This is a genomic window from Bacillus sp. PK5-006, assembly GCF_054161415.1.
The window spans coordinates 108,160-134,219 of the sequence record NZ_CP096414.1 but is presented as its reverse complement, the minus strand read 5'-3'; the positions used below and the strand labels follow the sequence as shown (position 1 = coordinate 134,219).

The window sequence follows — 26,060 nt, the reverse complement described above, 5'->3', positions numbered from 1 at the left end:
CCTCTCCTATCAGAAATCTTAATCCAACACCTTACCTATATATATCTTACTAATTCCTTTCCAGCACGTAAAGAACCGCCTAAACGAAAACAATTTAATAAAAATATTTACTAATTTTTTTAAAGACTCTATACTAAGAGGAGATATTTTCTATAGGAGGTGCTGATTTGGCAGCTAAAATAAAGGACATTGCAGAAAAAGCAGGCTTATCCATTGCAACGGTATCTCGCGTACTGAACCAAGATCCCAACCTATCTGTCACCGATCAAACACGCGAAAAAGTATATGCCGCCGCAGAAGCTTTGTCCTACCAAAAGAAGACATTCAAACATTCATTAAAAAAAATCGCCTTTCTCTATTGGATGACCGAAAAGGAAGAGCTTGAAGATATTTATTTTAAATCCATTCGACTCGGTATTGAGGAACTCACCAATACTCGAAGCTTAAATGTTACCGCTTACAATCCATCTGATGGACTTCAATCCATTGATCCTGCTACAGAAGGAATCATCGCCATCGGCCGATTTAAAACGTCAGAGCTTGACCAATTATATGCGATCACTCCGCACATTGTCTTTATTGATACGACGCCAGATGAAGACCGTTTTGATTCTGTAAAGCCGAACCTAAAACGAATTGTTGAAAAGATCATCGATTCTTTTATCAAAAAAGAGCACACATCTATTGGATTCATTGGCGGCACAGACCTTGATCTGAATACGAATGTGCACATTCCAGATATTCGTGAAACGACTTTCCGTGAATACATGCTGGCCCGCCATATGCTTGATGAGCGATTGGTCTATATCGGCCACCATTTCTCAGTAGATGAAGGCTATTCGCTGATGATGAAGGCGATCGACGAGCTTGGTGATGATCTGCCCACCGCTTTTTGTGTCGCTAGTGACCCTCTTGCCATCGGCTGCTTACAAGCATTAAATGAGCGAGGATTTTCTCTGCCGAACCGCGTCAGCGTCTTTAGTATCAACGATATTCATGTGTCTCAATATGTGTCGCCGCCGCTCACCACGTATCACATCCATACGTCATTACTTTGTGAGACAGCGATCGATTTACTTTTAGAAAGACTTGTGGACGGCAGAACACTGCCTAAAACTGTGCTGATTGCGTCAGAACCTGTTTTTCGGAAAAGTACCATATAATCAACTGGAAGTCCCTCCTCATGTGGAGGGCTTCTTTTCTCTCTATACGAGTAAAAAATTTTACTTAATAAATTTAATAAAATATGTTTACTTTTTTTACTTAAGTTGATATTCTCACATTAAGAAAGCGTTTTCTTATCATCTGTGAAAAAAGAACGAGAGGGGATTACCAATGAAAAAGGGAAAATGGGCGACATTATCAGCAGTCGTTGGTACTGCTGTGCTTCTGCTTTCAGCATGCGGGCCAGGAGATGACAATTCAAGCGGGACACAGCCAGCATCTACAGGTACAAAGACCTTGCTGGTATGGGAGGATGTCAAAAAGTCTGATGGGATTCAAGACGCTGTAAAAGAATTTGAAAAACAAAACGATGTGAAAATCAAAGTGGTCGAAAAAGCGTATGCCGACCAAATCGAAGCTCTCCGCCTTGATGGAGCAGCCGGGACAGGCCCAGACGTCATCACGATGCCTCACGATCAAATTGGATCAGCCGTCACTGAGGGGCTGTTACAGGAAATCAAGCCTGATCAAAAAGTGATCGATTCCTTTACAGACGAATCCATTCAATCACAAACGATAGACGGCAAGCTGTATGGCCTTCCTAAATCCGTTGAAACGACAGTGCTTTTCTATAACAAAGACCTTGTCAAAAAGGCACCAACTACACTTGATGGCTGGTATGACCTTTCGAAAAAGCTGACAAAAGACGGAAAATACGGTTTTGTAGCGAAATGGGATGAAATTTACTATGCACAAAGTGTGTTAGGCGGATCAGGAGGCTATATTTTCAAACAGAAAAGCGATGGCTCCTATGATGTCAATGATATTGGCCTGAACAACGATGGCGCTGTTGAAGGCGGAAAATACATTCAAACATTCTTTAGCGAAGGACTTTTCCCTAAAGGCATCATTGGTGAACAAGGAATCAATGTTCTCAACTCCTTATTCACAGAGAAAAAGGCCGCAGCTGTCATTTCTGGTCCATGGTCATTTGGTCCATATAAAGAAGCTGGAATTGACTATGGCGTAACAGAGCTGCCAACTCTCCCGAACGGAAAGCATATGAGCTCATTCTTAGGTGTAAAGAGCTACAACGTCTCCTCTTATTCTAAAAATAAAGACCTTGCTGAGAAATTTGTTGAATTTATCACGAATGAAAAAAATTCGAAGAAGCGATTCGAAGTAACAGAGGAAATTCCACCAGTGAAAAAGCTGATGAAGGATCCAATCATCACAGGAAACGCAAATGCGGATGCTGTTTCAAAACAAACGAAATATGCCACGCTGACACCGAATACCCCTGAAATGGCAGAGGTGTGGAAGCCGATTGACAGCGCGTTAGGTCTCATTGCAACAGGCCGGACAGATGTGAAAAAGGCATTTGATGATGCGGTCAATCAAATCGACTCTCAAATTAAAGCAAATCACTCTAAGTAATCATCAAACACGGGTAGCCTTTAAGTCTATCAAGCTGCCCGTATTTGATCTAATTTCATATGAAGTAGGTGTTAGACGTGACGGGTAACCTTGAACTAGACCGCACACACATAGTGGAATCAAAGACACACCGGAGACGGGCGCTAATGTTCTCCTTAATACCCGGGATGGGGCAGATGTACAACAAACAGTACGGCAAAGGGGCACTATTTTTCCTGTTCGGCGTCTCTTTTTTCATCGTATTTTATGATTTATTCAATATTGGCTTTTGGGGGCTGTTCACACTTGGTACGATGCTGCCTCGTGACAACTCTGTTTTTCTTTTAGCAAAAGGGATTATTGCGCTGTTAACAGCTTGTTTTGGTATCGGCTTTTACGTACTCATGATGCGTGATGCTTTTATGAACGGAAAGAAACGTGATCAAGGGATTCCGCTTCATTCCATCCGGGCTCAATATCATCAGCTGATCGACCAAGGCTTTCCTTACTTAATGAGCACTCCTGCTTTCTTTTTACTTCTATTCTCTGTTGTCTTTCCTATTATGTTCAGCTTTGCGCTTGCCTTTACGAACTACGATTTATACCACTCGCCTCCTGCCAATCTGATCGATTGGGTAGGGATCAAGAACTTTCAAAATATCTTTTCAATTGATATTTGGAGAGACACTTTCATTGATGTACTTGGCTGGACCGTCGTATGGACGCTGGCTGCTTCGACCCTTCAATGTGCTGTCGGCATCTTTCTAGCGGTTCTGCTCAATCAGAAGGATTTAAAAGGAAAACGTTTTTTTAGAACCATTTTGATTCTCCCTTGGGCTGTTCCGGGTTTTGTGACCATTTTGGTGTTTGCCGGACTGTTCAACGATACATTTGGAGCCATTAACAACACACTTTTTGCATCGATTGGAATTGATCCAAAACCATGGCTGACAGATCCATTTTGGAGCAAAATTGCCCTCATTGTGATGCAGACTTGGCTTGGATTTCCTTTTGTTTTCATAATGACAACCGGTGTTTTGCAAGCAATTCCAGAGGATCTATACGAAGCTGCGACCATTGATGGGGCAAACTTCTTTCAGAAGTTCCGGTCCATCACGCTACCGCTTGTCCTTTATTCCATTGCGCCTATATTAATCACGCAATATACGTTTAACTTTAACAACTTTAATATCATCTACTTATTTAATGGCGGAGGACCGCCTGTCGCTGGCTCAACTGCTGGGGGAACGGACATCTTGGTTTCTTGGATTTACAAACTCACAATGCAGTCTTCTCAATATGCACTCGCTGCCGCTGTCACGATCTTACTTTCAATCTTTGTCATCGCCATTGCACTTTGGCAGTTTAAGAGAACGAATTCATTCAAAGAGGAGGACATGATGTGATATGGGATCAAAACAAAACAAGCTCATTCGCCTGAGCATCACTTATTTTATCCTTTTCATTGCCTCCATTTGTATTCTATATCCACTGCTTTGGACGATCGGTGCTTCCTTTAACCCTGGGAACAGCCTCATGAGTACAAGCATGTTTCCGAAGAATCCAACGTTCAGCCACTTCACCGAGCTGTTCTTCGGTCAGGGGGCACTTTATGCAAAATGGTATTGGAACTCAATGAAGATCAGTATTGCCACAATGGTTTTAACGCTCGTTCTTGTCAGTTTTACAGGCTATGCCTTTTCCAGATTCCGCTTCAAAGGACGGAAAAATGGGCTGATGCTCTTCTTGCTGCTGCAAATGATTCCTCAATTTTCAGCGCTGATAGCGATTTTTGTTCTTGCTCAAATGCTTGGACTCATTAACAGCCACCTTGCCCTGATTTTGATTTATGCAGGTGGACAAATTCCGATGAATACGTATTTAATGAAAGGCTATCTTGATGCGATTCCAAAGGATCTCGATGAATCAGCCAGAATGGACGGCGCAGGGCATTTCCGGATTTTCATCCAAATTATTATGCCGCTCGCTAAGCCCATCTTAGCTGTTGTCGCAATCAACTCATTTACAGGTCCGCTGGGTGATTTCATCATTTCCAGTGTCATTGTCCGCTCACCCGAAATGTATACGCTCCCAATCGGTCTGTACAATCTTGTGTCAGACAAAATGGGTGCAAGCTACACGACCTTTGCAGCCGGGGCTTTACTCATTGCGATTCCAGTCGCTTTATTGTTCCTTGTTTTACAAAAACAATTTGTGTCCGGTCTCACACAAGGCGGGACAAAAGGATAAGGGGAGATTTGATGAAGAAATGGTTGCTTGTCACTGTTGTCGTTTTCTTTCTGATGGGATTAGGTATTCTGCCTGAAGCAAGGGCCGATACGATTTCTGTGAAACCGATCAATGGACTGCAAGGTGATTTCATCAAGGGAGCCGATATCTCGATGCTTGCAGAAGTGGAGAAAAGCGGCGGCAAATACTACAACCAGAACGGACAGCAGGTTGATCCGCTCAAGCTATTAAAGGATAAAGGTGTCAACTATGTGCGTATCAGACTGTGGAACCATCCATATGACAATCAAGGCCGTGCTTATAACGGCGGCACTAATGATCTCAATACAGCCATCGCTTTATCGAAACGTGCAAAAGCACAAAACATGAAAGTGCTGCTTGATTTTCACTACAGTGATTTCTGGACTGACCCCGGTAAACAATTCAAACCGAAAGCGTGGGCATCCCTCTCACAAAGCGATTTAGAAAAAGCGGTCGGCACTTACACAGGTGATGTGCTCAAAGCGATGAGAGCGCAAAATGCCTTGCCGAATATGGTTCAGGTCGGGAATGAGTTGAACTCAGGTATGCTGTGGCCAAACGGAAAAAGCTGGGGTGAAGGCGGTGGTGAATTTGACCGGCTCGCTGCTCTGCTAAAAGCTGGCACAAATGCCGTCCGCTCTGTCGATTCAAACATCAAAATCATGCTTCACCTTGCACATGGCGGAGACAATGGTGCATCCCGCTGGTGGTTTGATGAAATCACAAAACGAGGCGTCTCCTTCGATACGATCGGTTTATCTTATTACCCGTATTGGGACGGCGGCTTTAGCGGGCTTACGTCCAATATGAATGATATTAGTGCCCGCTATAACAAAGACGTCATCGTGGTAGAAACTGCTTACGGCTTTACGACAGCAAACGGTGACAACCTAGATAACTCATTTAACCAAGACTCTGTCAATACTGCCGGCTATCCAGCCTCACCTCAAGGTCAGGCATCTTTTATACGAGATCTATCCGAAAAAATTTCACAAGTAAACAACAACCGCGGGAAGGGGTTCTTTTATTGGGAGCCGCTTTGGATTCCAGCAAAAGGCGCTCCGTGGTCTAGTCAATACGGGCTCGCTTATATCCAAACAACCGGGACTATCGGAAATGCGTGGGAAAATCAAGCGATGTTTGATTTCAACGGAAAAGCACTGCCTTCTCTTGATGTATTTAAACAAATGACACCGTAACTAAAAGGATAGGACGTGACAAAATGGGAAAGCGTTACCCACTCGTTCACCCAAATGTGAAAGGTTTTTTGCATGGTGGCGATTACAATCCAGATCAATGGCTCCATATGCCAGAGATCATAGACGAAGATTTTCGATTAATGAAGCTTGCACACTGTCAAACATTCTCTATCAACATTTTCGCATGGAGTAAGCTAGAGCCAGCAGAGGGTCAGTATGACTTTGCATGGCTGGATGACATCATGGACCGCTTGGCAGCACAGGGGGCACACGCCATTCTCGCAACGCCAAGCGGAGCAAGACCTGCTTGGCTGTCACAAACATATCCAGAAGTATTGCGCGTCGAAGCGAATCGTCAGCGTAACTTACATGGACTGCGCCATAATCATTGCTTCACCTCTCCGGTTTATCGAGAAAAAACGAATACACTCAACCGGCTGCTTGCGGAACGCTACAAGGATCATCCAGCACTGATCATGTGGCACATTTCGAATGAGTACGGCGGCGAGTGTCATTGCGACCTGTGCCAAGAAGCATTTCGAGACTATTTGAAGGACAAATACAACCACGATCTTGAGGCTTTGAATCAAGCATGGTGGACGGGATTTTGGAGCCACACGTATAGTGATTGGTCACAAATCGAGTCACCCGCACCACACGGGGAGCACATGATTCACGGCATGAACCTGGATTGGAAGCGCTTTGTCACAGCACAAACGATCAATTTTTATCAAAATGAAATTAAGCCGCTGCGGGAATTGACGCCTCATATCCCAGTAACCACGAACTTTATGGGCGACTATCCGCATATGCGTCCATTTCTTGGGCTGGATTATCATCAATTTGCAAAAGAGGTCGATGTGATCTCATGGGATAGCTATCCTGCTTGGCACAGCGGCAGAGAAACAACGGCCGAATTAGCATCGAACGTTGCCTTTGTACATGATTTGTATCGTTCCTTAAAGGACGGACAGCCGTTTCTCGTCATGGAGAGTACGCCGAGCCTTGTAAACTGGCATGAAGTGAACAAGGTCAAACATAAAGGCATGGCACACCTTTCTGCCATGCAGGCAATTGCCCACGGATCAGACTCCGTGCTTTATTTCCAGTGGCGGCAAGGCCGAGGCGCCTCTGAGAAATTCCACGGTGCCGTTGTCGATCATTCTGGTCATGAACATACGCGCGTGTTTCAAGAGGTAGCTGATCTAGGGAAACAACTGGAGCAGCTGCACCCAATTGCGGGCACATCCGTTCAGCCAGAGGTCGCCATCATTTATGATTGGGAAAATCACTGGGCCATTGATGATGCGCAAGGCTTAAATAATACAAACAAACGCTATGTAGAGGCTTGTCAAACTCACTATCGAAGCTTTTGGAAAAAAGGGATCTCTGTTGACATAGTCGGGATGGAAAAGGATTTCTCATCCTATCGTGTGCTCATTGGGCCAATGCTCTACATGATCAAACCAGGCGTTGCAGAAAAAATTGAAGCCTTTGTCAAAGCGGGCGGCATTTTTATCGCGACTTACTGGAGCGGCATAGTCGACGAAAATGATCTCTGTTTCCTCGGCGGTTTTCCTGGCCCTCTCCGCCATGTACTTGGCATTTGGGCAGAGGAAATCAACACATTGATGCCTGATGAACATGTGTTAATGACCACAGGGAATGGACGCACCTATCATGTCGGACAATATTGCGAATCTATACATCCTGAAACGGCCTCTGTGTTAGGGCATTTTGAGAATGGCTGCTACGAAGGACAGCCAGCCCTGACTGTCCGTTCATTAGAAAAAGGGAAAGCATACTATATGGCCTCAGAAAATGAGCAGTCTTTTTATGATGAGTTTTACGAAGACCTTATCGCAGGTATTGGCATACAGCCCGTCCTATCCACTGCCATTCCAGAAGGAATCAGTGTACAAAAACGAACAGACGGTACGCAGGACTATGTGTTTTTGATGAATTTTACAGAAGAGCAGCAGAACATGTCACTAGATTCAGAGGCAAGCTATGAGAATATGCTGACTGGACAGCAAGTACCTGAGCAGCTTCAACTTGATCCTTACGAGTACGTCGTCTTAAAAAATAGTTGAAAGAAGCGTCCATTTATTGGACGCTTTTTGATTTAAATAAGCATAAATACCCATATTAATTATGATGAATTTAATCATTATTTTTTATCTAAATTTTTTTACAATATTTGATGCCGCATCATGTCTGGTCCCTCCATCCTTTTTTACCATTGTATAGGTATGAAAGCGGTTGCCTAATACTCATATTTTTGATACCCTTTTTTTCAATGCAGATATGGGACTGCATTGTGATAAAAAGAGCAAGAAAATGTAAACGGTTTATTGTAGGGGGAGGGACTTATGTTAACGTTTGTTGGATTGTTGATTATTTTAACGATTGTTGTATTGCTGATTTGGGGGAAAGCAAGTCCAATTGTCGCCATGGTCATGGTGCCTTTAATCGGGGCATTCATCGCAGGATTTGGGATTAATGACATTCAATCATTCTTTGAAGAAGGGATTATCAAAGTACTGCCAGTGGCGACCATGTTCATCTTCGCCATTTTATTTTTTGGCATTTTACAAGATACAGGGTTCTTTGAACCTGTAATAAAAACGCTGATTAAACTGACAAAGGGAAATGTGGTCACAGTGGCAATGGGGACAGCTCTAATAGGAGTCATCGCTCATTTAGACGGAGCAGGAGCGACTACATTTTTATTAACTGTACCTGCACTGCTTCCACTTTATAAAAAATTACATATGAGTCCGTACTTATTGCTGTTATTGATCGGGACAAGTGCTGGCTTAACGAATATGGTGCCGTGGGCAGGCCCCACAGGGCGGGCAGCAAGTGTGTTGAATATGGACCCATCTGAACTTTGGGTGCCGCTCATTCCCATTCAGCTCATTGGGGTCGTTCTCGTATTAGGAATGGCATTTATTTTAGGAAAAAGGGAAGAAAAACGCATTCGGGTCAAAATCGCCGCAAATGAAATCGCTGCTGTTCAATTAGAAGGCGCAGATTGGGACCGGGCTATTCAATCCATTAGCGAGACAGGTGATGCCGCTTTAAAACGTTATCACTTGATTTGGGTGAATTTCATTCTGTTTATAGCCGTAGTTGTCCTTCTTGTGCTCAACGTGATTCCGGCTAGTTACATGTTTATGATTGGTCTTTCTCTTGCACTATTAATTAACTATCCGAAAGTGGATGTACAAATGGAGAGAATCAAGGCGCATGCACCTAGTGCACTCATGATGGCCGCTGTTATTTTCTCCGCAGGTTCATTTCTAGGAATTCTCGAAGGAACGGGAATGCTAAAAGCTATCGCTGTGGACAGTATTCAGATTCTACCAGCTTTCCTGCTTCCATTTTTACATATCATTGTCGGGCTGTTTGGGGTACCACTGGATATGCTGACAAGTACAGATGCTTATTATTATGCCCTTCTGCCAATTGTCGAATCAATCACATCTGAGGTCGGCGTGACGGGCACTTCTGCGGCGTATGCCATGATGATCGGAAACATCATAGGAACCTTTGTCAGCCCTCTCGCTCCAGCCGTTTGGCTTGCAATAGGTCTTGCAGGAGTCGATATGGGGAAACACATCCGCTACTCTTTCTTCTGGATGTGGGGATTCAGTATTGTTTTATTGATCGCTGCCAAACTGATAGGCATTATTTAAATAAAAAAGACATGCGCACAGCGACGCATGTCTTTTTTCATTATGAAGGATATTCACTTGTGTGAATGTCTGCATTCGGCTTTCTAATAAGAGACATTAATCCAATGATAAACAATAGAACCATTGGAGCGAATGCAAGGCCAACTGTTCCAATTAAAAGAGTCACAGCAGAAACCAAGAAAAGAATACCTGAAAGCACGGCACGACGGTCAGTTTTCAAGAAAATCACACCTACAATCGAAAGCACAGCCGCAATGGCGGAAACGACCATGAACTGAGTACCAAACGCATGAACCGAAGCCTGAAGCGTTTCAATCGGCAATGTTTCCCCTTCCTCTTTTAACACTTCATTGATTTCATCATAAAATGATGGACCCACAGAAAGGATTAATGCCCCAAACCCGACACCAATGGCATTGAGGACAATACTAATAATCCCCATAATTTTTTCACCTTTACGTTTAATCATGTGTAAACCTCCTAAAAAGTTAAATTAACCTGTTTTCACTTCTCGCTTTTGGAAGACGATTAAGGCAATAGCTAAGAAAATAGCCCAATAGATGACTAGGACGGTTAGTGAGAATCCTAGAGACATACCTTCTATAAGAGTAACCTGTTCCATAAAGTATTGGGATGGATCGTTTGCAAATAACAGATATTTTGACCAATCAAAGAAGAGCATTAAAATACCTGTGACTGATCCACCCACAATATACGCTAACACACTAATGGCAATGGAGATAGCTTCACTTCTAAACACTGTAGAAATGGCGAACGAAAGGGTTCCCAAAACGACAAACATTGCACAATGAGCAAGATAATAATAGACCATATTTGCAAACTGCGAACGTTCAATCACTTCACCATTTTGATACACCAAATTCACATAATCAGTGTTAAGTCCAAAGAAAATAGCACCCAATATGAATGACAAAATAAATAGCACCACAACAAGTAAAAGAGCATACAGCTGCACCGTAATATATTTAGATATTAGGATCTTTAGCCTTGATGGTGGACGAATCAATAATAATTTAATTGTACCATGCTTGTATTCAGCCGACACAATGGTGGAAGCAATAATGATCACAAACACACCGACTAGTTGAAGTAAATTGGCGTTTGTTTTCACATAATCCCATACACTGTGGCTAAACTGATCAGCCGGCGGCAAGTTATGCTTGATTCGATAATCATTAATAGCGATCTCTTTTTCAAGCTCTCTTTTAAAGAAACCATTCTCTGTCTCTTTGAGCTCCTTCTTGTTTTCCTTATTCATCATTTCTAGCTGGGTTTTCCAATCACCTGAAGCATGATCTTTGTCATTTGTTTTCACTACAAAGATCAGCGTGGCAACCATACCTAACACAAGAAGCCCAACCATAATCCAAGTTCCAACACGATAACTGATTTTCATCCACTCGTTTTGAATGAGGCGAATCATACGTCTGCCTCCTTTTTACCTGTTAAGCTTAAGAACTTATCTTCTAAGGTTTGTTTTTCAATTTTGATCTCGTACAAATGAATAGACGCGCTGCTCAAATGACGGATTAATTCTGGCATTTTTTGTTCTGGCATAGAGAAAAATAAGTACTGCTCCTCTTCTCTTACAGTGACGCCTTCCTCAAATGCATCAATGAGCTTCTGTGCTCCTTCAAGCTCCCCGGCTGCTACCTTCATTCGATAATTAACCAAATCATCCTGCTTCGTCTCAGCACGCTGATCCTCAATCGCAATCAGCTTTCCGGTTTGGATAATTGCAAAGCGATCACACATCAATTCCATCTCTGACATGAGGTGACTTGAAACAATTACAGCCAGCCCTTCTTCCTTCGCAAGCCTTCTCAAGTAATCTCGTATCATTCGAATCCCCTCAGGATCAAGTCCATTGGTCGGCTCATCTAAGATTAGCAGTTTCGGTCTATGTATGAGTGCCTGCGCAATGCCCAATCGCTGTTTCATTCCTAATGAAAATGTACGCACACGCTTATGTTTCACATGCTGTAAGCTGACTAGCTCTAACAGCTCATCAATTCGCGCTTCATCCACTTTCCCATTCATTCGGGCAAAGTGAACAAGATTTTGTCTTGCCGTTAAATGATTATACATTTCTGGATTTTCAATAATCGCACCGACATGTTGGATGGCATGCTGATAGGATGTTTGAATACTATGACCATTAATCAGAATGTCACCAGATGTAATGGGAGAAAGACCGACCATCATACGAATGGTTGTTGTTTTCCCTGCACCATTTGGTCCTAAGAAGCCAAAGACTTCGCCCGCTTGGACAGAAAAGCTCAAGTCTTGAACAATCTTTTTCCCGCTAATATGTCTAGATACATTATGCAGTTCTAAAACGTTCGTCACGTTACCTCTCCTTCTTTGTCTAAGTATCATCTATCATTCTATTTCCTGATAAACACCATGATCCGTCAAAAATAGAAGAACACTTCCATATGGTACAGCAATGCCCAAAAGTTGTGAAGGGGATTAGCCAAAATTTAGCGAATCATCTGCCTTTTTTAAGGTAGAGTTAAGAAAACTGCGGATTTTTATGTGAAAAGAGGCTTGATTTTTTAAAAAATGAACCTTTTTCAACAGGTATATATGTATGGAATTTTGTTTGAGATTATTCCTTTCACCTATAAATAAAGAAAAGAGACCCTCTTACAGCCTCTTTTCATACATTATATCTTTTTCACAAACTCTGATTTTAATTTCATTGCGCCGAAGCTAGGAATTTTACAATCAATGTTATGGTCGCCTTCAACTAAACGAATGCCTTTGACCTTCGTTCCTATTTTCAAAACGGATGAAGAACCTTTTACTTTTAGGTCTTTAATGACAGAGACCGTGTCCCCATCACTTAACAGATTCCCATTCGCATCTTTGACCACAAGCTGTTCCTCTGCCGCTTGTTCTTGTTCAAGTGACCATTCATGCGCACACTCAGGACAAACCAGCAGACTGCCGTCCTCGTAAGTATAAGGTGAGCTGCACGAAGGACAATTTGGTAGATTAGACATTTTTGTTTCCTCCAACTTTCTACATCATTTATAACAATTTTACCACATTTCGATAGAAAGGATTGTGATAGAAAAGGAAACATTTTTCATCATTTACTTTTTTATTCCAATTTCTAACACAGCCGCGATATTCCGAGCTGTTCTTTCTACATGAATATCCGCATCTTGTATCGCCTCAGAAAGAGAGGTAATACCTGGAACAATGCTAAACAGTGCATCAATTCCATGATCGTGTACGACTCCACTGTCGTTTGCAAGAGAGCCTGCAATACCAATCACAGGCAGATTATACTGCTTTGCTGCTTTGGCTACGCCGATTGGGGTTTTTCCATAAATGGTCTGCCGGTCAATTCGGCCTTCTCCCGTAATAACAAGGTCTGCCTCCTTGATGACATCATCAAAATGAACAGCCTTCAGCACAATATCGATTCCTCTTTGTAAATCGGCTTGTAAAAAGCCTAATAAACTCGCACCAAGTCCTCCTGCCGCTCCTGCCCCTGCTGCATCTCCAAAGGATACATTGAACTGTTTTTCAGCTACTTGTGCAAAATGAGCCAGGTTCTTGTCTAACACTTGAACCATTTCTTCATCTGCTCCCTTTTGAGGGCCGAAAACAGCAGACGCTCCTCTCTCACCTGTTAAAGGATTATCCACATCACAAGCCGCCTCCAGCCGGACGGATTGCAGTCTTGGATCGAGTCCAGATAAATCAATTGAAGCTAATTGATGAAGTGCCCCGCCGCCTGACGTCAGGGAATGTCCTGTTTTATCAAGGAAATCTGCACCTAATCCTTGCATCATTCCAACGCCGCCATCATTTGTTGCACTTCCGCCAAGCCCAATGATCACGTGCTTCGCTCCTTTATCCAGAGCTGCAAGTATTAATTCACCAGTTCCTCTTGATGTGGTCCATAATGGATTACGTTTTTCTCGCGGTACAAGATGTAAACCAGAGGCTGCAGCCATCTCTATGACAGCAGTCTGACCGTCTCCTAACATGCCAAAAAAGGCATTCACAGGTTCACCAAGCGGGCCCGTGACCACTTGATGAACAATGTGTCCGCCAGTCGCATCAACCAACGATTGAACGGTCCCCTCTCCTCCATCTGCCATCGGCAGTTTGATATACTCTGCGTTTGGCAAAATAGAACGAAATCCTCGTTCAATGGCACATGCTGTCTCATAAGCAGATAAACTTTCTTTAAATGAATCTGGTGCGATCACAATTTTCATCCTAAAGCCCCTCTTTTCTTATCATGTCCTCAGCCAAACAGCTGGAAAACGCCAAAAATAATGGTCGATACAACGGTTAACGTCAAACCGATTAACGATTCAAAAGGCATGAGCTTCAAACGCTCTTTAATATCCATTTGAACACTTCCTGCTGTTGCATGGAAAAAGCTCCCATGCGGCATATGGTCAAGCACTGTTGCGCCAGCATGAATCATGGCTGCCCCTGAAAGAGCAGATACACCAAGCCCAATCAGTGTTCCGCTAAACACACCGCTCGCTACCGCCGTTCCTGCTGTTGTCGAAGCGGTCGCGGCTGACATAAATATCCCGGAAGTAGGCGCAAGTAAATATGGAGGTAAACCCGATGCATCCAGTGCCTGAATAAACACATCTTTTAAGGAAGAATTCGATACGATTCCTGCTAATGTACCTGTCCCTAATAACATGATCGCTACACCTGACATTTTATGAAGACCCGACATCGCATAATCATTGAGAAATTTCCCTTTTTTCATGAAAAGAGCACCTACAATCCCTCCAATCGGTAAAGCGATCATTGGGTCTATATTGATTTGAAAAAGCGGCCTTAAAGCCAACAATAAAATGGTAACCAGCGGACCAGCCAGTGCTTGAAAAAAAGAAGGTATTTGAACTTTACTTTGCCCAGTTTCCTCTTCAAGAACGGGTGTCCCTTTGTTTGCAAGCTTTTTAGCTAATACATATGTAACAGCCAACCCGAACACAGCTGGAATGATTCCTGCAGCCATCATTGAAGTCAGAGGTACACCAAAAGCGTCTGAAGCGGCAATGGCATTCGGATTCGGTGACATGATATTCCCTGCCTTCCCGCCTCCAATCATAGCAAGGAGAATTCCCGTTTTTGAGAGCTTTGCGCGTTTGGCAATGGCAAGTGCGATGGGCGCTACTGTGATAACCGCAACATCTACAAAAACGCCCACTGTTGTTAAAATCATCGTTGCAAGAGCGAGTGCTAATAGTGCCCTCGCCTCACCAAGCCTTCTCACGATGGCCTCAGCGATAGATAACGCTGCACCTGATTCAATGAGAACACCAGCCAGTACACCTGCGGCCATAATTCTAAGGACAGCCGGAATCATGTCCTTAGCACCTTCCATCATAACGTTGACGGTCTGAACAATGTCTACCCCGCCAACCAATCCGCCTATGAATGCACCAGCCAGCATGCCATAAGCAGGTGATACTTTTTTTAGAATGAGAACAATCGCGATCACAAGCGCCGCCATGGCTCCCAGAGTACTTACCGTCACATCTCCACCCATTCTCAAGTCCCCCTAAAAATATCTTTCTCCAATTGTAAGCGTTTACCCTAAGGGATTGTGTTGTGAATCTGGATGAACTTTTTTAACTGACCACTCTTCCAAATTGTGCATTTGCACAATCAATATAGTTGAGTCATTAGCTGCGCCATATAAAGCTCGATTAACTGTTTTACATGACGAGGGTCTTTTCCGGTCAATCCTTGAATTTTGTCTAAACGATAACGCAATGTATTCCGATGAATAAATAAACGATCAACAATTCTTTGCAAATCACCGCCCTCTTCAATGTAAACCCTTAATGTATGGGCGAGCTCTGCTTCTTGTGTCAAAGGCTTGTAAAAGTCAGTCCATCGACTGTTCTTTTCAGCAATTCTCACCTTCATGAATAAGCTTTCCAGCTGATACGATTCAAAGAAATACATACTTTCTTCCGGATCAAGAGCCTTCCCTAACCTCAGGGCTTCTCTCGCATGCTGAAAAGAAATTGGCAGCTGGCTGATGTCTTCAGCGACAGTCCCTATCCCCACTAACACTTGGCTTCCTACTGCTCTTTGCATTGTTTTCTGCAGATGACCTGCCGCCTGCTTTACTCGATGTTCAGGTATGGGCTGACTTAAAAGAATCAATTCATGACAAAAGGTCATGCCAAGTAAATCATCCGCATTCTTATCATATTGAATCGCATGCATCAATTTATGAACAGCATCCTCTGAGGATGGAACTGGCTGAAAAACAATAGCCATTCGGTGCTTGTCTAAATCCATCCCCAGCCAAGCAGCTCGATTTTTCAGCTGATGATCCCCAACATCAGAATATGAAATCAACTGATTGACAATTTCACTCTCTATTCGATGACGCCATTGAACCCGCTCAAGCAGAAAAGATTGCTCTAACACCAGTTCAGCTGCCATCTTCACCAGCTCGGCATGATGCCGAATGTCCTCTGGTTCACCAGTAATTCCAATCACACCAACTACTTGTTCATGGAAGCAGATAGGCAAGTTAATCCCAGGTTTCACCCCTTCTAAGCGCAAAGAGGTCTCCTGGTCAATTTCCACACTGTTCCCGCTTGTCAGTACAAGCCGTGCACCATCATGTTTCTGGCCAATCCTGTTTCGCTCACCAGAACCAATAATGACACCATCTGCATTCATCACATTGATGTTTTTATGTAAAATATGCATCGTACGTTCAACCATTTCTTGAGCCAATTCACTGGTCAAAAATTGCATTTGTCATCTCCCCTGAAGGTTTTTTTCATTCAATGTATCATAGTGTCTTTGAACAATAAATGCAAAGTGTTTAAAAACCAGCCATTGACAAAGACACCCTGAAAAGTGTTTAATCAAATCAAGAACCGACCGACAGTCTAGTTAAAAGAAAGGATGGCTTTATGAGAACCGTTAAACATCCTGAGGAACGTAAAAATGACATATTAAACGCAGCCGAAGCGCTTTTTTCAACCAAAGGCTATCAGAAAACAACGATTATTGACATATTAAAAGCCGTTGGCATCGCAAAAGGCACCTTTTACTACTACTTTGCATCAAAAGAAGAAGTAATGGATGCCATTATTGACAGGATCATCAAAGAAGATATCATCGTGGCAAAGCGTATTGCAGCTGAGCCAGACCTTCCAGTCGTTGACAAACTATTTCGTATCATCATGGCGCAATCACCTCAGCAAGGAAGCCATAAACAGGGCATGATCGATCAGTTCCATCAGCCTTCTAATGCAGAAATGCATCAAAAAAGCTTAATCAAAGCCATTAAAGAACTATCACCCGTGTTGGCAGATGTCATTCAGCAAGGTGTAGAGGAAGGGACATTCAAAACGAAGTATCCGCAAGAGACGGTTGAATTTCTCCTTGCTTCTGCACAGGTCATATTTGATGAAGGCCTTTTTCAATGGACAGCCGAAGAAAGTATACAACGCGCTTTAGCTTTTATTGATATACTCGAATCCTCATTGCATGCAGAAAAGGGGAGCTTTTCATTCCTGCTGAAGCGATTATCTGGAGAGCTGGATGAAAATAATCAGTGATTGGTCACTTCAATACCAATCCTGCATACATTATAGACTGACGGTCGGTCTAAAAGGAGAGTGATATTCATGTCTTTGTTATCCAAAAGAGGGTCATCCCACTTTATCTACCTCGTTCTCGGACAGATTATTTCCGTTTTCGGATCTTCTCTCATTCGGTTTGTTCTATCTTTACACGTACTTGATATGACGCATCGAGTTGATTTATATGCCTTACTTTTCGCTTTATCCAATATCCCGCTCCTTCTCTCACCGTTAGCTGGTGCGATCGCTGACCGATTTAACAGAAGGAATTTAATGATTTTATTTGATGTCCTCACCGGCATGATGATTCTTGCCTTCTATTTTTGGTTATTTTCGGGAAATGATTCACTCTATATGATCGGAGCTGTCATGATACTGCTTGGCGTGATGAGTACGTTCTATGCTCCCGCTGTCATGTCCAGCATTCCACAGCTAGTGAAACAAGAGCAATTAGAACAAGCAAACGGCATTGTCAATGGCGTTCAGGCACTTTCAGGTGTTCTCGCACCTATTATCGGAGGAGTTTTATACGGAATGATTGGAAGCCAATCCATCATCGGTGCAAGTGCTATCGTATTTTTTCTATCAGCCTGCATGCTTTTACGGTTAAACATTTCCTTCTCCCCTAGTCCGCTGACAGAGTCCATGAGCAAGGTGCTCATAAAAGATATGAAACAAGGATTTTCTTATATTGGCAGCCAGCCATTTTTAAAAAGAGCCATGCTGCTTGCTGCAATGTTAAATTTCATCCTTACACCATTTTTTATTGTTGGGGGTCCAATCATTTTAAGGGTCACAATGAAGAGCAGTGACATCATGTATGGAATAGGCATGGGCTTGATTGAGTTCGCTGTCATCGCAGGGGCTCTGCTAGTTGGACTTGTAGCGAAGCATTGGCGCATTCCTACTTTATATCGCTGGCTTCTTGTCATCGCAGTCATCTTGCTGCCTGTGGCGCTCTCAACATCCAAAACAGCTCTTCAATTTGGTACTTATCCAGCTTATTTTCTCTTTTTAGCAGGATGTCTTCCAATTGCTATGCTGCTAACTATGATCTCAATCGTTGTGATTTCACATGTTCAAAAGAAAACACCAAATCATCAATTAGGAAAAGTGATGGCCAATCTGACAATGGTTTCTCAATGTGCTGCTCCGCTTGGCCAAATGATGTATGGATTTTTGTTCAATACGTTTTCAGCCACCATGTATGTGACGGTGCTCATCGTCAGTACTTTCATGTTTGCACTAGCCTGCTTAACAAAAAATATGCTTCAGCATGAAGGAGAAGCAGCCTCATGAGATTAGCGTTTATAAAGAAAGACTTAACCCGACACCGTCTCATTTCAATCGGCTTAACCATTTGCATCATGATGACTTCATTTCTCGCAGCAAGTGCAGCTCAAATGATCGTACAGCTGAATGGTTCCATTTCTAACCTGCTCCATTCTGCCAAAGCGCCAGACTTTGTCCAAATGCATGACGGCGACCTAAATGAAAAAGACATTGAAGCATTTTCAAACAAGCAATCCATAGTAAAAGCCCATCAAATCGTCCCAATGATACCAATTGAACATGCAAACATCAGGTTCGGACATGAGCCTGCCAAAGCAGGTGTGATGGATCATTTATTTGTGAAGCAAAATCGCAACTTTGATTTTCTTCTAAATGAACAAAACGAAAAGCTCACTGTCAATAAAGGTGAAGTGGCTGTCCCAATTTATTTTCAACAAAAGTATCAGCTCAATATAGGTGAAACATTACTGATTGAGAAAGGAGCTAATCAATTCCCCTTTCGCATCAAAGCGTTCTTGCGAGATGCACAAATGAACCCCAGTCTTGTCAGTTCAAAAAGATTTCTTCTTCATAACGAGGATTGGGATGCAATAAATCAAGTGTTTCATCACAAAGAGTACTTAATCGAATTTTTACTACATGATGCCGCTCAGACAGATACCTTTCAAGCAATCTATCAATCATCACAACTGCCACAACAAGGTCCATCTGTCACACTACCTTTACTGCGTATGCTGAATGCATTGACAGATGGAATGGTCATTGCCATTCTCCTGCTTGTTTGCCTGCTGCTCATCAGTATAGCCCTTCTCTCACTCCATCTTGCTATGACGGCTTCAATAGAAGAGGATGAACGTGAAATTGGCATACTGAAGGTGCTTGGGATCCCTTTAACAAGAATCAAGCAATTATACGTTGGTAAGTATGCCGCGCTTGCTTGTGCAGGGTGTATAGCGGGATATGTGTTAACGCTTATATTTGGTGATATGTTTACAACCAATATTCACCGTTACATGGGGAATCAGCCTTCTTTTGCTCATTGGTTAATCCCGCTTTTTGTTTCTATTGCCACGGCAATAATCGTCATCTCTTGCAGCTATGCTGTCCTAAGAAAGTTTGGTCAAATATCAGCTGCTCAAGCACTTCAAGGCGTTATTAATTCACCGAATCATAAGAAAAAAATACCTATGCACCTCAAGAAAAGCAGGTTCATACCAATCAATATTTGGCTGGGTTTAAAAGATCTGATATCAAGAAAGAAGTTGTACACAACGATTTCTTGTATTATTGCACTCTGTACATTTTTAATGCTCATGCCTATTCAGCTATGGCATACCTTACAATCACCGGATTTCATCACATACCTTGGCTCTGGTAAAAGTGACCTTCGAATGGATATACGCCAAGGAAATCATCTAGCGAAAAATACAAACGAACTAGAATCAATGATTCGTCAAGATCAGAGCATACAAACAGCAGCCATCTATAAAACTACTTCTCTTCAGGTGAAATCAAAGGAGAACACATTAGAAACGCTCTACTTAGAAACAGGTGAGCTCTCAGCATTTCCTCTCACCTATTTAAAAGGGCGGCAGCCTTTAAAGAATGAAGAAATTGCCTTATCCGTATTAAATGCAGATTCACTTCAGAAAAAGATAGGAGAAAGAATCACACTCGTGAATAATGGGCATGAAATCCAAAGAACGGTAACAGGTATTTATCAGGACGTAACCAATGGGGGCAAAACAGCAAAAGCAATATCACAGCCATTTCCTCAAACAGCTCTTTGGCAAACCATTCAAATCCAACTAAAGCCAGGAGTAAATATTGCAGAGAAAAAGACAATATTTGAAAAAAAGGTATCTCCTGCAAAAGTGACAGATATGAAAGAATACGTTCATCAAACGATCGGCAGCACAGCAGCTATTGTAAAAGTCATTGCATTTTTTGCTGCATTAGCTGCCTTTGGAACCGCCAGCTTAATGCTATTCATGTTTCTGCACATGTTAAAGGCGAAAGATTCGAGCCGAAATCACATGTTAAGAACAATTGGTTTTTCTATAACAGATATAACATCACAATATATATCGAGTTTTATCGTTGTTCTGTGTTTTGGCGCCTTTATTGGAACAATCGCGGTGAGTACCATTGGTCCTGCTTTGATGAGTATAGGTGGAGCAACATTAGGGGCGTCGAGCCTCCAGTGGCTGTCACCGCAATGGGTGTCAGTTGTGTACCCCGTTACACTAGTTATTGTCAATTTAGCTTTGACCACCTGGTTATTGAAGACGTTTTTTTCCAGTCCAACGACAAGGCAAACACTTTTATAAGGAGATGTTTCACATGGAACACTTGATTGAAACGCAGCGATTGTCTTTGCATATCAATTCATTAAAAGGACAAAAACAAACCATTCTTAAGGATATTCATTTATCGATAAAGCGTGGGGAATTCGTGACCATTATGGGACCTTCTGGATGTGGGAAAACATCCTTACTTTATCAGCTTAGCGGCATAGAAAAAGCTTCAACAGGAGAGATCAAATATAAAGGCCGATCACTATCAGAAATGACAGACAAACAGTTAAGTGCTCTGCGCTTAACAGAGATGGGGTTTGTCTTTCAGCACAGTCATTTATTAAAAAATCTTAATCTATTTGACAACATCATTACTGCAGCTTATTTAGCAAAGAAAAAGCCAAGACAAGAATTGAATGAACGAGCTCAATATTTAATGGAAAAACTTGATATTGATCATTTGGCAAATAGATATTTGACAGAAGTATCGGGAGGACAGCTTCAAAGAACCGCTATCTGCCGAGCGCTCATGAATGAACCAGACATACTTTTTGCTGATGAACCAACAGGGGCTCTTAATTCCAGTACAACGAAGGAAGTGATGAATATATTTTCAAGAGTACACGCTGAAGGAGCAACACTGCTGCTTGTCACACATGACCCTAAGGTGGCTCTTCGTTCTGAAAAAATCATGTTTATGAATGACGGAGAAATTGCAGACAGTTTACAATTAGGTAGATATGACCTTTCAACTGCCGAGAAACGAGAAATGAGATTAAATCAATGGCTGCAAGATTTAGGTTTTTAATTTGAGTAAAAACAGGCAGGAAACTGCCTGTTCTACTTTTTCTGGCACTCAAACGAGTAATCCATAGACAAACTATTTGTTTCTAAAATGATTTTGCCGCCAGCTTGTTGACAAGATTCTGTCAGCAGCTCAATTTCTTTGCTATAAAAGTATCTCTTTGACATATAAACAGTCACTAAAACAAGGAACAGAGTCGCGATAATGACTGTGATTTGTCTATTTAAACTTTGAAATCTTTTTTTCATTTCAACATCCTTTCTAAAAGGTCGGAGTTTGTGTTTAATACTTACTTTTGTCGTCATCTACCAGTTTCTTATCTCATGATCTAGCAACATCATACATGATTTTCTTTCCTAGATCGACCTTCCATTTTTCCTCTGAAATAGTTAAAACTGCTTTATTCCAAATATACGAGTGATATTTTCGTTCATTATCATAAAATCCATTGTATATATCCCTTTTTTAGATTTCCAAAAAGAGATTTTATTCATTTGTGCTAACAAGCAATCACCCTTACAATATCGTACATCACATGACCTTAGGTCCTTTTTATTACCTCTTGTCAATCACTTCGCAGAAACGATTATATTTTACCAAAAATTGTGATATCGTTTTTTATGAAACAGGTGAAAGGATCTTAAAGAGGTGAAATTTCCATGGCTATCATTTCTGCTGAACAGGTGGGGAATCGTTTAAATGATTGGAGAATTGCAATTCGCAAGCATGATGTACACAGTGCAAAAGCAATGTATACAGAATTAAAAGAATTACTTCAAAAAATGGAAGAAAATCAGGAAGTTTTGACCTATTACTCATTGCTAGAAGGCAAGTATAAGCTCATGTTATATGAACGGAGAGGTACAAAACTGAAGGAACAGCCAGAGCCAGATTGCCCCTCTAAAACAAACGACTTAATTGAATACTACTTTTACCTATACAAAGCCCTTTACGCTTCATATAAAAGAGACTATGCATCAGCCATTGGACTGTTTAAAATTGCCGAGAAAAAACTACAACACATTCCTGATGAAATAGAAGTAGCAGAATTTCATACGAAAATCGCTAACTTATATATGCTGCTTCGTCAAAGCCTGATTTCTCTACACTATATTCAGAATGCTATTGATATTTTCAAAAGTCATGAAGGATATGAGAGAAGACTAGCTGCAGCCTTTGTCATCGCCGCTGCTAATTATATGGACATTGGTGACTTTATAAGAGCAGAAGACTACTACAAAAAAGCATTACACATCGCAGACAGTCTCAACGATCATTTTCTAACATCACAGCTTTATCATAATATCAGCATTTTGTACGCCGAAGCTGGCGAATCCAAAAAATGTATTGATGCCCTAGAAAAGGCTCTTAGTGATGAAGACTACCTCTCTTCGTGTTACTTTCATCACTCCATGTACATGTTAATGAAAGAGCTGCTTTCTATCGATGAAAGGACACAAGCTCTCTATTACTTCGAATTGGTGAACCAAAAACATGAATCAGAGAAATGCCCCATCTATACAGCAAAAATGAATTTGCTTTACCATCTATACTTCACTGAAGATATGGCTCAAAAAGCTCAAGCCTGTTTCGATGAAATCAGCATTCTTAAAAAATTAAAAGATGCTGAAGGAGTCTGTGAATTAAGTGCATTAGCTGCAAAACACTTTGAAGAGCTGGGAGCAATTCATCAAGCCTATCTCTTTTTAAAGGAAGCTGATCGCATGAAACATCCTATTATTGACTGGGGGAATTCTAATGAAAAAAATGAGTTTATTGATCATCACTTTGACCATCGTTGTTTTAGGACAAACAGGGGCTTTCAATCCATTAAATGATGGCAATCCTGGTACAACAGAACGCCCTATCGGAACTTAATATAACATTGGTCATACAAAGAACCACTCGCCTCATCAAGGCAAGTGGTTCCACATTTATTTTAGTTGCTGATAAGAAATGAGGCGGTGTATATGTACCGCAAGATAAGTCAGCTCATCATTAGGAATGATGATACTATGCACCTGTTTAATATAGTCTTTGATCTTAAAAGCAACATCCATCGCTTGAGGATATAAATGTGCAATTTGTTCAAATAACTCATTTTCTTGATCTGATAATAATTTATCAGCATAAAATCTTTCTACAAAGAATTTCACATGTGTAATGAACCGACTGTAATGAATATTCTCTTGATCCATTTCCATATTCAACGTATAGCGCACAAGATTGACAATACTTCCGATCATCTTGGCGTATTTCATACCATCTTTCGACTCGGACTCTTCACCTAATGCATTAATTAAGTGAAAGGCGATATTGGCAGCTTCTTCTTTTGGTAATTGTATGCCCAATGTGTCATTGACTAACTCAAGTGCGTAATTTCCTACTTCAAATTCTTCTGTATAGTAATTTTTGATTTCCCAATACACGCGATTCGTAATATTAATATTCTTTTTATGACGTTCCACTGCAAAATTCAAATGATCCATTAAGGTAAAATAAACACCTGAATTTAAATTTGAGTTTAAACGTTTTTCTGCATATTTGACGATGTGCTGAGTTAAATCGATAAATTCCTGCGGCATTGAATCTAACAGTTGAAGAAATTCTTTTGCTCTCATGTTATCGACTGACATAAAGACTTGGTCCGCTTTTTTCTCTTCTATCATTTGACCTGGTTTCTGTCCATAGCCAATTCCTCGGCCGAACAAAACCATCTCCTGTTGGTTCTGATCTTCAGCCAGGACCACACTCGAGTTTAAAACTTTTTTGATTTTAAACATCGTCATCACCTGTTTTCATGATTGTGGTGTTCAATCAAGCGATTCTCCATTCGTCTCAATGACTTTTTGGTACCAATAAAATGAGTCTTTTCGAGATCGTTTTAATGTCCCGTTCCCGTCATCATCTTGATCTACGTGAATGAAGCCATAACGTTTTGACATTTGTGATGTACCTGCACTAATAATATCAATCGAGCCCCAGCTCGTATATCCAAAGAGATCGACGCCTTCTTCAATGGCTTCTCTCATTTGACGGAAATGTTCCTTAAAATAGTTAATACGATAGTCGTCATGAATTGAGCCATCACTTTCAACTACATCCTTTGCACCCATGCCGTTCTCGACAATGATAAGAGGTTTTTGATAGCGATCATACAATTCGATCAAAGAAATTTTCAGACCAACCGGATCAATTTGCCAGCCCCAGTCAGTTGAAGGAAGATAAGGGTTTTTGACTCCACGAATGGTATTTCCTTCTGTCTCTTCTAATCCTTCTTGGGCTGATTCCGTTAAAGACATATAGTAGCTGAATGAGATAAAATCTACTGTGTTTTCCTTTAAAATGTTAAGATCATCTGCTTCCATTTGAATATGAATATCTTTTCTCTCAAGCATGCGCTTGATCAGCGGTGGATACTCGCCAAATACCTGAACATCTGCATAGAAATAGTTTTCTAAGTTTTGTTTCAAAGCTTGTTCCACATCATTCGGGTGGCACGTATGCGGATACGTTGTCAATTTTGTCAGCATACATCCTACCTGGCTGCCTGGGATGATACGATGGCAATCTGCTGTTACAAGAGCAGATGCGACAAATTGATGATGAAGTGCTTGGTACACCGTCTCTTCTACTTTTCCTTCTGGGCAGCGATCAGGAATAATTCCCGCTGTAATGAAAGAGTGGCGGTGAATACTATCAATTTCATTAAAAGTGAGCCAATATTTCACATCATCTTTATAACGTTCGAAACAAACATTGGCGAACTTCACAAAGAGGTCGATTACTTTTCTTTCAACCCAGCCATTATATTTCACACTAAGGGCTAAAGGCATTTCATAATGAGAGAGTGTCACGATCGGTTCTATGTTGTGTTTTTTCATTTCTGCAAATACACGATCATAAAATTGCAGCCCTTTTTCATTCGGTTCCGCTTCTTCTCCAGTAGGGAAGATACGACTCCATGCAATAGAAATGCGAAGTGTTTGAAATCCCATTTCAGCAAAGAGAGCCAAATCCTCTTTATAGTGATGATAGAAATCAACACCTCTGCGCTTTGGGTATTTTTTATCGTCTGGATCTTTCATCGCACGATCTATATTTTCAGTGGTAACAGCAAGATGACCTTCATAATCTTCTACACTCAAGTTGGAACGGTACATTGCAATATCTGCAACAGACGGTCCCTTTCCATCTATATTCCAGGCGCCTTCTGCCTGGTTAGCAGCAATGGCACCGCCCCATAAAAATCCTTTTGGAAAACCTTTGATTTTTTTCATATG

Annotated in this window: 22 protein-coding genes; 12 read left to right on the top strand and 10 right to left on the bottom strand. The window is 41.6% G+C overall.

Features of this window, described 5'->3' with window-relative positions:
* The first annotated feature begins 167 nt into the window (after positions 1-167).
* The 7 genes from M1D84_RS00640 to M1D84_RS00610 all read left to right on the top strand — a co-directional run bounded on the left by M1D84_RS00640 (position 168) and on the right by M1D84_RS00610 (position 9,751).
* Positions 168-1,163 (top strand): LacI family DNA-binding transcriptional regulator, encoded by a 996-nt coding sequence (locus M1D84_RS00640; protein WP_281237469.1) that lies wholly within the window; start codon positions 168-170, stop codon positions 1,161-1,163.
* Between the two features lie 172 nt (positions 1,164-1,335).
* Positions 1,336-2,601 carry an extracellular solute-binding protein gene (locus tag M1D84_RS00635; RefSeq protein WP_024423960.1) on the top strand — a complete coding sequence of 422 codons (1,266 nt, stop codon included), beginning with the start codon at positions 1,336-1,338 and terminating at the stop codon, positions 2,599-2,601.
* Between the two features lie 167 nt (positions 2,602-2,768).
* Positions 2,769-3,986, top strand: coding sequence for a carbohydrate ABC transporter permease (locus M1D84_RS00630; RefSeq protein WP_282569441.1), 1,218 nt, complete (start codon positions 2,769-2,771; stop codon positions 3,984-3,986).
* Position 3,987: 1 nt separating this feature from the next.
* The gene (locus M1D84_RS00625) at positions 3,988-4,830 is read left to right on the top strand and encodes a sugar ABC transporter permease (RefSeq protein WP_024423962.1); all 843 of its coding nucleotides are present in this window, start codon (positions 3,988-3,990) and stop codon (positions 4,828-4,830) included.
* A gap of 11 nt (positions 4,831-4,841) precedes the next feature.
* Positions 4,842-6,050, top strand: a complete 1,209-nt coding sequence (locus M1D84_RS00620) for a glycoside hydrolase family 53 protein (protein ID WP_216099987.1) — start codon at positions 4,842-4,844, stop codon at positions 6,048-6,050.
* A gap of 23 nt (positions 6,051-6,073) precedes the next feature.
* Complete coding sequence (locus tag M1D84_RS00615; RefSeq protein WP_133744361.1) at positions 6,074-8,143, top strand: beta-galactosidase; 2,070 nt, start codon at positions 6,074-6,076, stop codon at positions 8,141-8,143.
* A gap of 279 nt (positions 8,144-8,422) precedes the next feature.
* Positions 8,423-9,751 (top strand): CitMHS family transporter, encoded by a 1,329-nt coding sequence (locus M1D84_RS00610; protein ID WP_044334880.1) that lies wholly within the window; start codon positions 8,423-8,425, stop codon positions 9,749-9,751.
* A gap of 40 nt (positions 9,752-9,791) precedes the next feature.
* On the opposite strand, the gene M1D84_RS00605 is transcribed toward M1D84_RS00610, so the two are convergent.
* The 7 genes from M1D84_RS00605 to M1D84_RS00575 all read right to left on the bottom strand — a co-directional run bounded on the left by M1D84_RS00605 (position 9,792) and on the right by M1D84_RS00575 (position 16,546).
* A complete protein-coding gene (locus M1D84_RS00605; RefSeq protein WP_024423966.1) occupies positions 9,792-10,220 on the bottom strand; it encodes a DUF4064 domain-containing protein in 429 nt (142 codons plus the stop codon).
* Between the two features lie 24 nt (positions 10,221-10,244).
* The gene (locus tag M1D84_RS00600; protein WP_024423967.1) at positions 10,245-11,195 is read right to left on the bottom strand and encodes an ABC transporter permease; all 951 of its coding nucleotides are present in this window, start codon (positions 11,193-11,195) and stop codon (positions 10,245-10,247) included.
* Positions 11,192-12,121 (bottom strand): ABC transporter ATP-binding protein, encoded by a 930-nt coding sequence (locus M1D84_RS00595; protein WP_024423968.1) that lies wholly within the window; start codon positions 12,119-12,121, stop codon positions 11,192-11,194. Before M1D84_RS00595 ends, M1D84_RS00600 begins: the two co-directional genes overlap by 4 nt.
* A gap of 320 nt (positions 12,122-12,441) precedes the next feature.
* Positions 12,442-12,780 (bottom strand): zinc ribbon domain-containing protein YjdM, encoded by a 339-nt coding sequence (locus M1D84_RS00590; RefSeq protein WP_024423969.1) that lies wholly within the window; start codon positions 12,778-12,780, stop codon positions 12,442-12,444.
* A 93-nt stretch (positions 12,781-12,873) separates the two neighbouring features.
* A complete protein-coding gene (locus M1D84_RS00585) occupies positions 12,874-14,013 on the bottom strand; it encodes a glycerate kinase (protein ID WP_268415053.1) in 1,140 nt (379 codons plus the stop codon).
* 29 nt (positions 14,014-14,042) lie between these two features.
* Positions 14,043-15,314 carry a GntP family permease gene (locus M1D84_RS00580; protein ID WP_025093737.1) on the bottom strand — a complete coding sequence of 424 codons (1,272 nt, stop codon included), beginning with the start codon at positions 15,312-15,314 and terminating at the stop codon, positions 14,043-14,045.
* A 119-nt stretch (positions 15,315-15,433) separates the two neighbouring features.
* The gene (locus M1D84_RS00575) at positions 15,434-16,546 is read right to left on the bottom strand and encodes a CdaR family transcriptional regulator (protein ID WP_185853977.1); all 1,113 of its coding nucleotides are present in this window, start codon (positions 16,544-16,546) and stop codon (positions 15,434-15,436) included.
* A 161-nt stretch (positions 16,547-16,707) separates the two neighbouring features.
* Between M1D84_RS00575 and M1D84_RS00570 the strand changes: the two genes are divergently transcribed.
* The 4 genes from M1D84_RS00570 (at position 16,708) to M1D84_RS00555 (ending at position 21,780) form a co-directional block, all read left to right on the top strand.
* Complete coding sequence (locus tag M1D84_RS00570; protein ID WP_044334868.1) at positions 16,708-17,358, top strand: TetR/AcrR family transcriptional regulator; 651 nt, start codon at positions 16,708-16,710, stop codon at positions 17,356-17,358.
* A gap of 69 nt (positions 17,359-17,427) precedes the next feature.
* Positions 17,428-18,681, top strand: coding sequence for an MFS transporter (locus M1D84_RS00565; protein WP_280149114.1), 1,254 nt, complete (start codon positions 17,428-17,430; stop codon positions 18,679-18,681).
* Entirely contained in the window at positions 18,678-21,005 is a 2,328-nt protein-coding gene (locus tag M1D84_RS00560; RefSeq protein ID WP_458106372.1) for an FtsX-like permease family protein, read from the top strand. The genes M1D84_RS00565 and M1D84_RS00560 overlap by 4 nt, the downstream gene beginning before the upstream one ends.
* Before the next feature lie 13 nt (positions 21,006-21,018).
* On the top strand, positions 21,019-21,780 hold the full coding sequence (locus M1D84_RS00555; RefSeq protein ID WP_185853979.1) for an ABC transporter ATP-binding protein: 762 nt from the start codon (positions 21,019-21,021) through the stop codon (positions 21,778-21,780).
* A 32-nt stretch (positions 21,781-21,812) separates the two neighbouring features.
* Here the strand turns inward: M1D84_RS00555 and M1D84_RS00550 are convergent, their stop codons facing one another.
* The gene (locus M1D84_RS00550) at positions 21,813-22,025 is read right to left on the bottom strand and encodes a hypothetical protein (RefSeq protein ID WP_185853980.1); all 213 of its coding nucleotides are present in this window, start codon (positions 22,023-22,025) and stop codon (positions 21,813-21,815) included.
* Between the two features lie 411 nt (positions 22,026-22,436).
* On the opposite strand from M1D84_RS00550, the gene M1D84_RS00545 reads away from it, so the two are divergent.
* Positions 22,437-23,615, top strand: a complete 1,179-nt coding sequence (locus tag M1D84_RS00545) for a Rap family tetratricopeptide repeat protein (protein WP_044334860.1) — start codon at positions 22,437-22,439, stop codon at positions 23,613-23,615.
* 96 nt (positions 23,616-23,711) lie between these two features.
* Here the strand turns inward: M1D84_RS00545 and M1D84_RS00540 are convergent, their stop codons facing one another.
* Positions 23,712-24,560, bottom strand: a complete 849-nt coding sequence (locus M1D84_RS00540; protein ID WP_185853981.1) for a PRD domain-containing protein — start codon at positions 24,558-24,560, stop codon at positions 23,712-23,714.
* A gap of 30 nt (positions 24,561-24,590) precedes the next feature.
* Positions 24,591-26,057, bottom strand: coding sequence for a glycoside hydrolase family 1 protein (locus tag M1D84_RS00535; protein ID WP_172881571.1), 1,467 nt, complete (start codon positions 26,055-26,057; stop codon positions 24,591-24,593).
* Positions 26,058-26,060 lie beyond the last annotated feature (3 nt).

Excerpts from the sequence above, each read along its gene's own strand:
- M1D84_RS00630 (WP_282569441.1), top strand. The coding sequence starts at position 2,769 with ATGGGGCAGATGTACAACAAACAGTACGGCAAAGGGGCACTATTTTTC.
- M1D84_RS00610 (WP_044334880.1), top strand. The coding sequence starts at position 8,423 with ATGTTAACGTTTGTTGGATTGTTGATTATTTTAACGATTGTTGTATTG.
- M1D84_RS00570 (WP_044334868.1), top strand. The coding sequence starts at position 16,708 with ATGAGAACCGTTAAACATCCTGAGGAACGTAAAAATGACATATTAAAC.
- M1D84_RS00590 (WP_024423969.1), bottom strand. The coding sequence starts at position 12,780 with ATGTCTAATCTACCAAATTGTCCTTCGTGCAGCTCACCTTATACTTAC.
- M1D84_RS00620 (WP_216099987.1), top strand. The coding sequence starts at position 4,842 with ATGAAGAAATGGTTGCTTGTCACTGTTGTCGTTTTCTTTCTGATGGGA.
- M1D84_RS00560 (WP_458106372.1), top strand. The coding sequence starts at position 18,678 with ATGAGATTAGCGTTTATAAAGAAAGACTTAACCCGACACCGTCTCATT.
- M1D84_RS00555 (WP_185853979.1), top strand. The coding sequence starts at position 21,019 with ATGGAACACTTGATTGAAACGCAGCGATTGTCTTTGCATATCAATTCA.
- M1D84_RS00605 (WP_024423966.1), bottom strand. The coding sequence starts at position 10,220 with ATGATTAAACGTAAAGGTGAAAAAATTATGGGGATTATTAGTATTGTC.
- M1D84_RS00540 (WP_185853981.1), bottom strand. The coding sequence starts at position 24,560 with ATGTTTAAAATCAAAAAAGTTTTAAACTCGAGTGTGGTCCTGGCTGAA.
- M1D84_RS00625 (WP_024423962.1), top strand. The coding sequence starts at position 3,988 with ATGGGATCAAAACAAAACAAGCTCATTCGCCTGAGCATCACTTATTTT.
- M1D84_RS00545 (WP_044334860.1), top strand. The coding sequence starts at position 22,437 with ATGGCTATCATTTCTGCTGAACAGGTGGGGAATCGTTTAAATGATTGG.
- M1D84_RS00615 (WP_133744361.1), top strand. The coding sequence starts at position 6,074 with ATGGGAAAGCGTTACCCACTCGTTCACCCAAATGTGAAAGGTTTTTTG.
- M1D84_RS00580 (WP_025093737.1), bottom strand. The coding sequence starts at position 15,314 with ATGGGTGGAGATGTGACGGTAAGTACTCTGGGAGCCATGGCGGCGCTT.
- M1D84_RS00635 (WP_024423960.1), top strand. The coding sequence starts at position 1,336 with ATGAAAAAGGGAAAATGGGCGACATTATCAGCAGTCGTTGGTACTGCT.
- M1D84_RS00575 (WP_185853977.1), bottom strand. The coding sequence starts at position 16,546 with ATGCAATTTTTGACCAGTGAATTGGCTCAAGAAATGGTTGAACGTACG.
- M1D84_RS00600 (WP_024423967.1), bottom strand. The coding sequence starts at position 11,195 with ATGATTCGCCTCATTCAAAACGAGTGGATGAAAATCAGTTATCGTGTT.
- M1D84_RS00550 (WP_185853980.1), bottom strand. The coding sequence starts at position 22,025 with ATGAAAAAAAGATTTCAAAGTTTAAATAGACAAATCACAGTCATTATC.
- M1D84_RS00585 (WP_268415053.1), bottom strand. The coding sequence starts at position 14,013 with ATGAAAATTGTGATCGCACCAGATTCATTTAAAGAAAGTTTATCTGCT.
- M1D84_RS00535 (WP_172881571.1), bottom strand. The coding sequence starts at position 26,057 with ATGAAAAAAATCAAAGGTTTTCCAAAAGGATTTTTATGGGGCGGTGCC.
- M1D84_RS00565 (WP_280149114.1), top strand. The coding sequence starts at position 17,428 with ATGTCTTTGTTATCCAAAAGAGGGTCATCCCACTTTATCTACCTCGTT.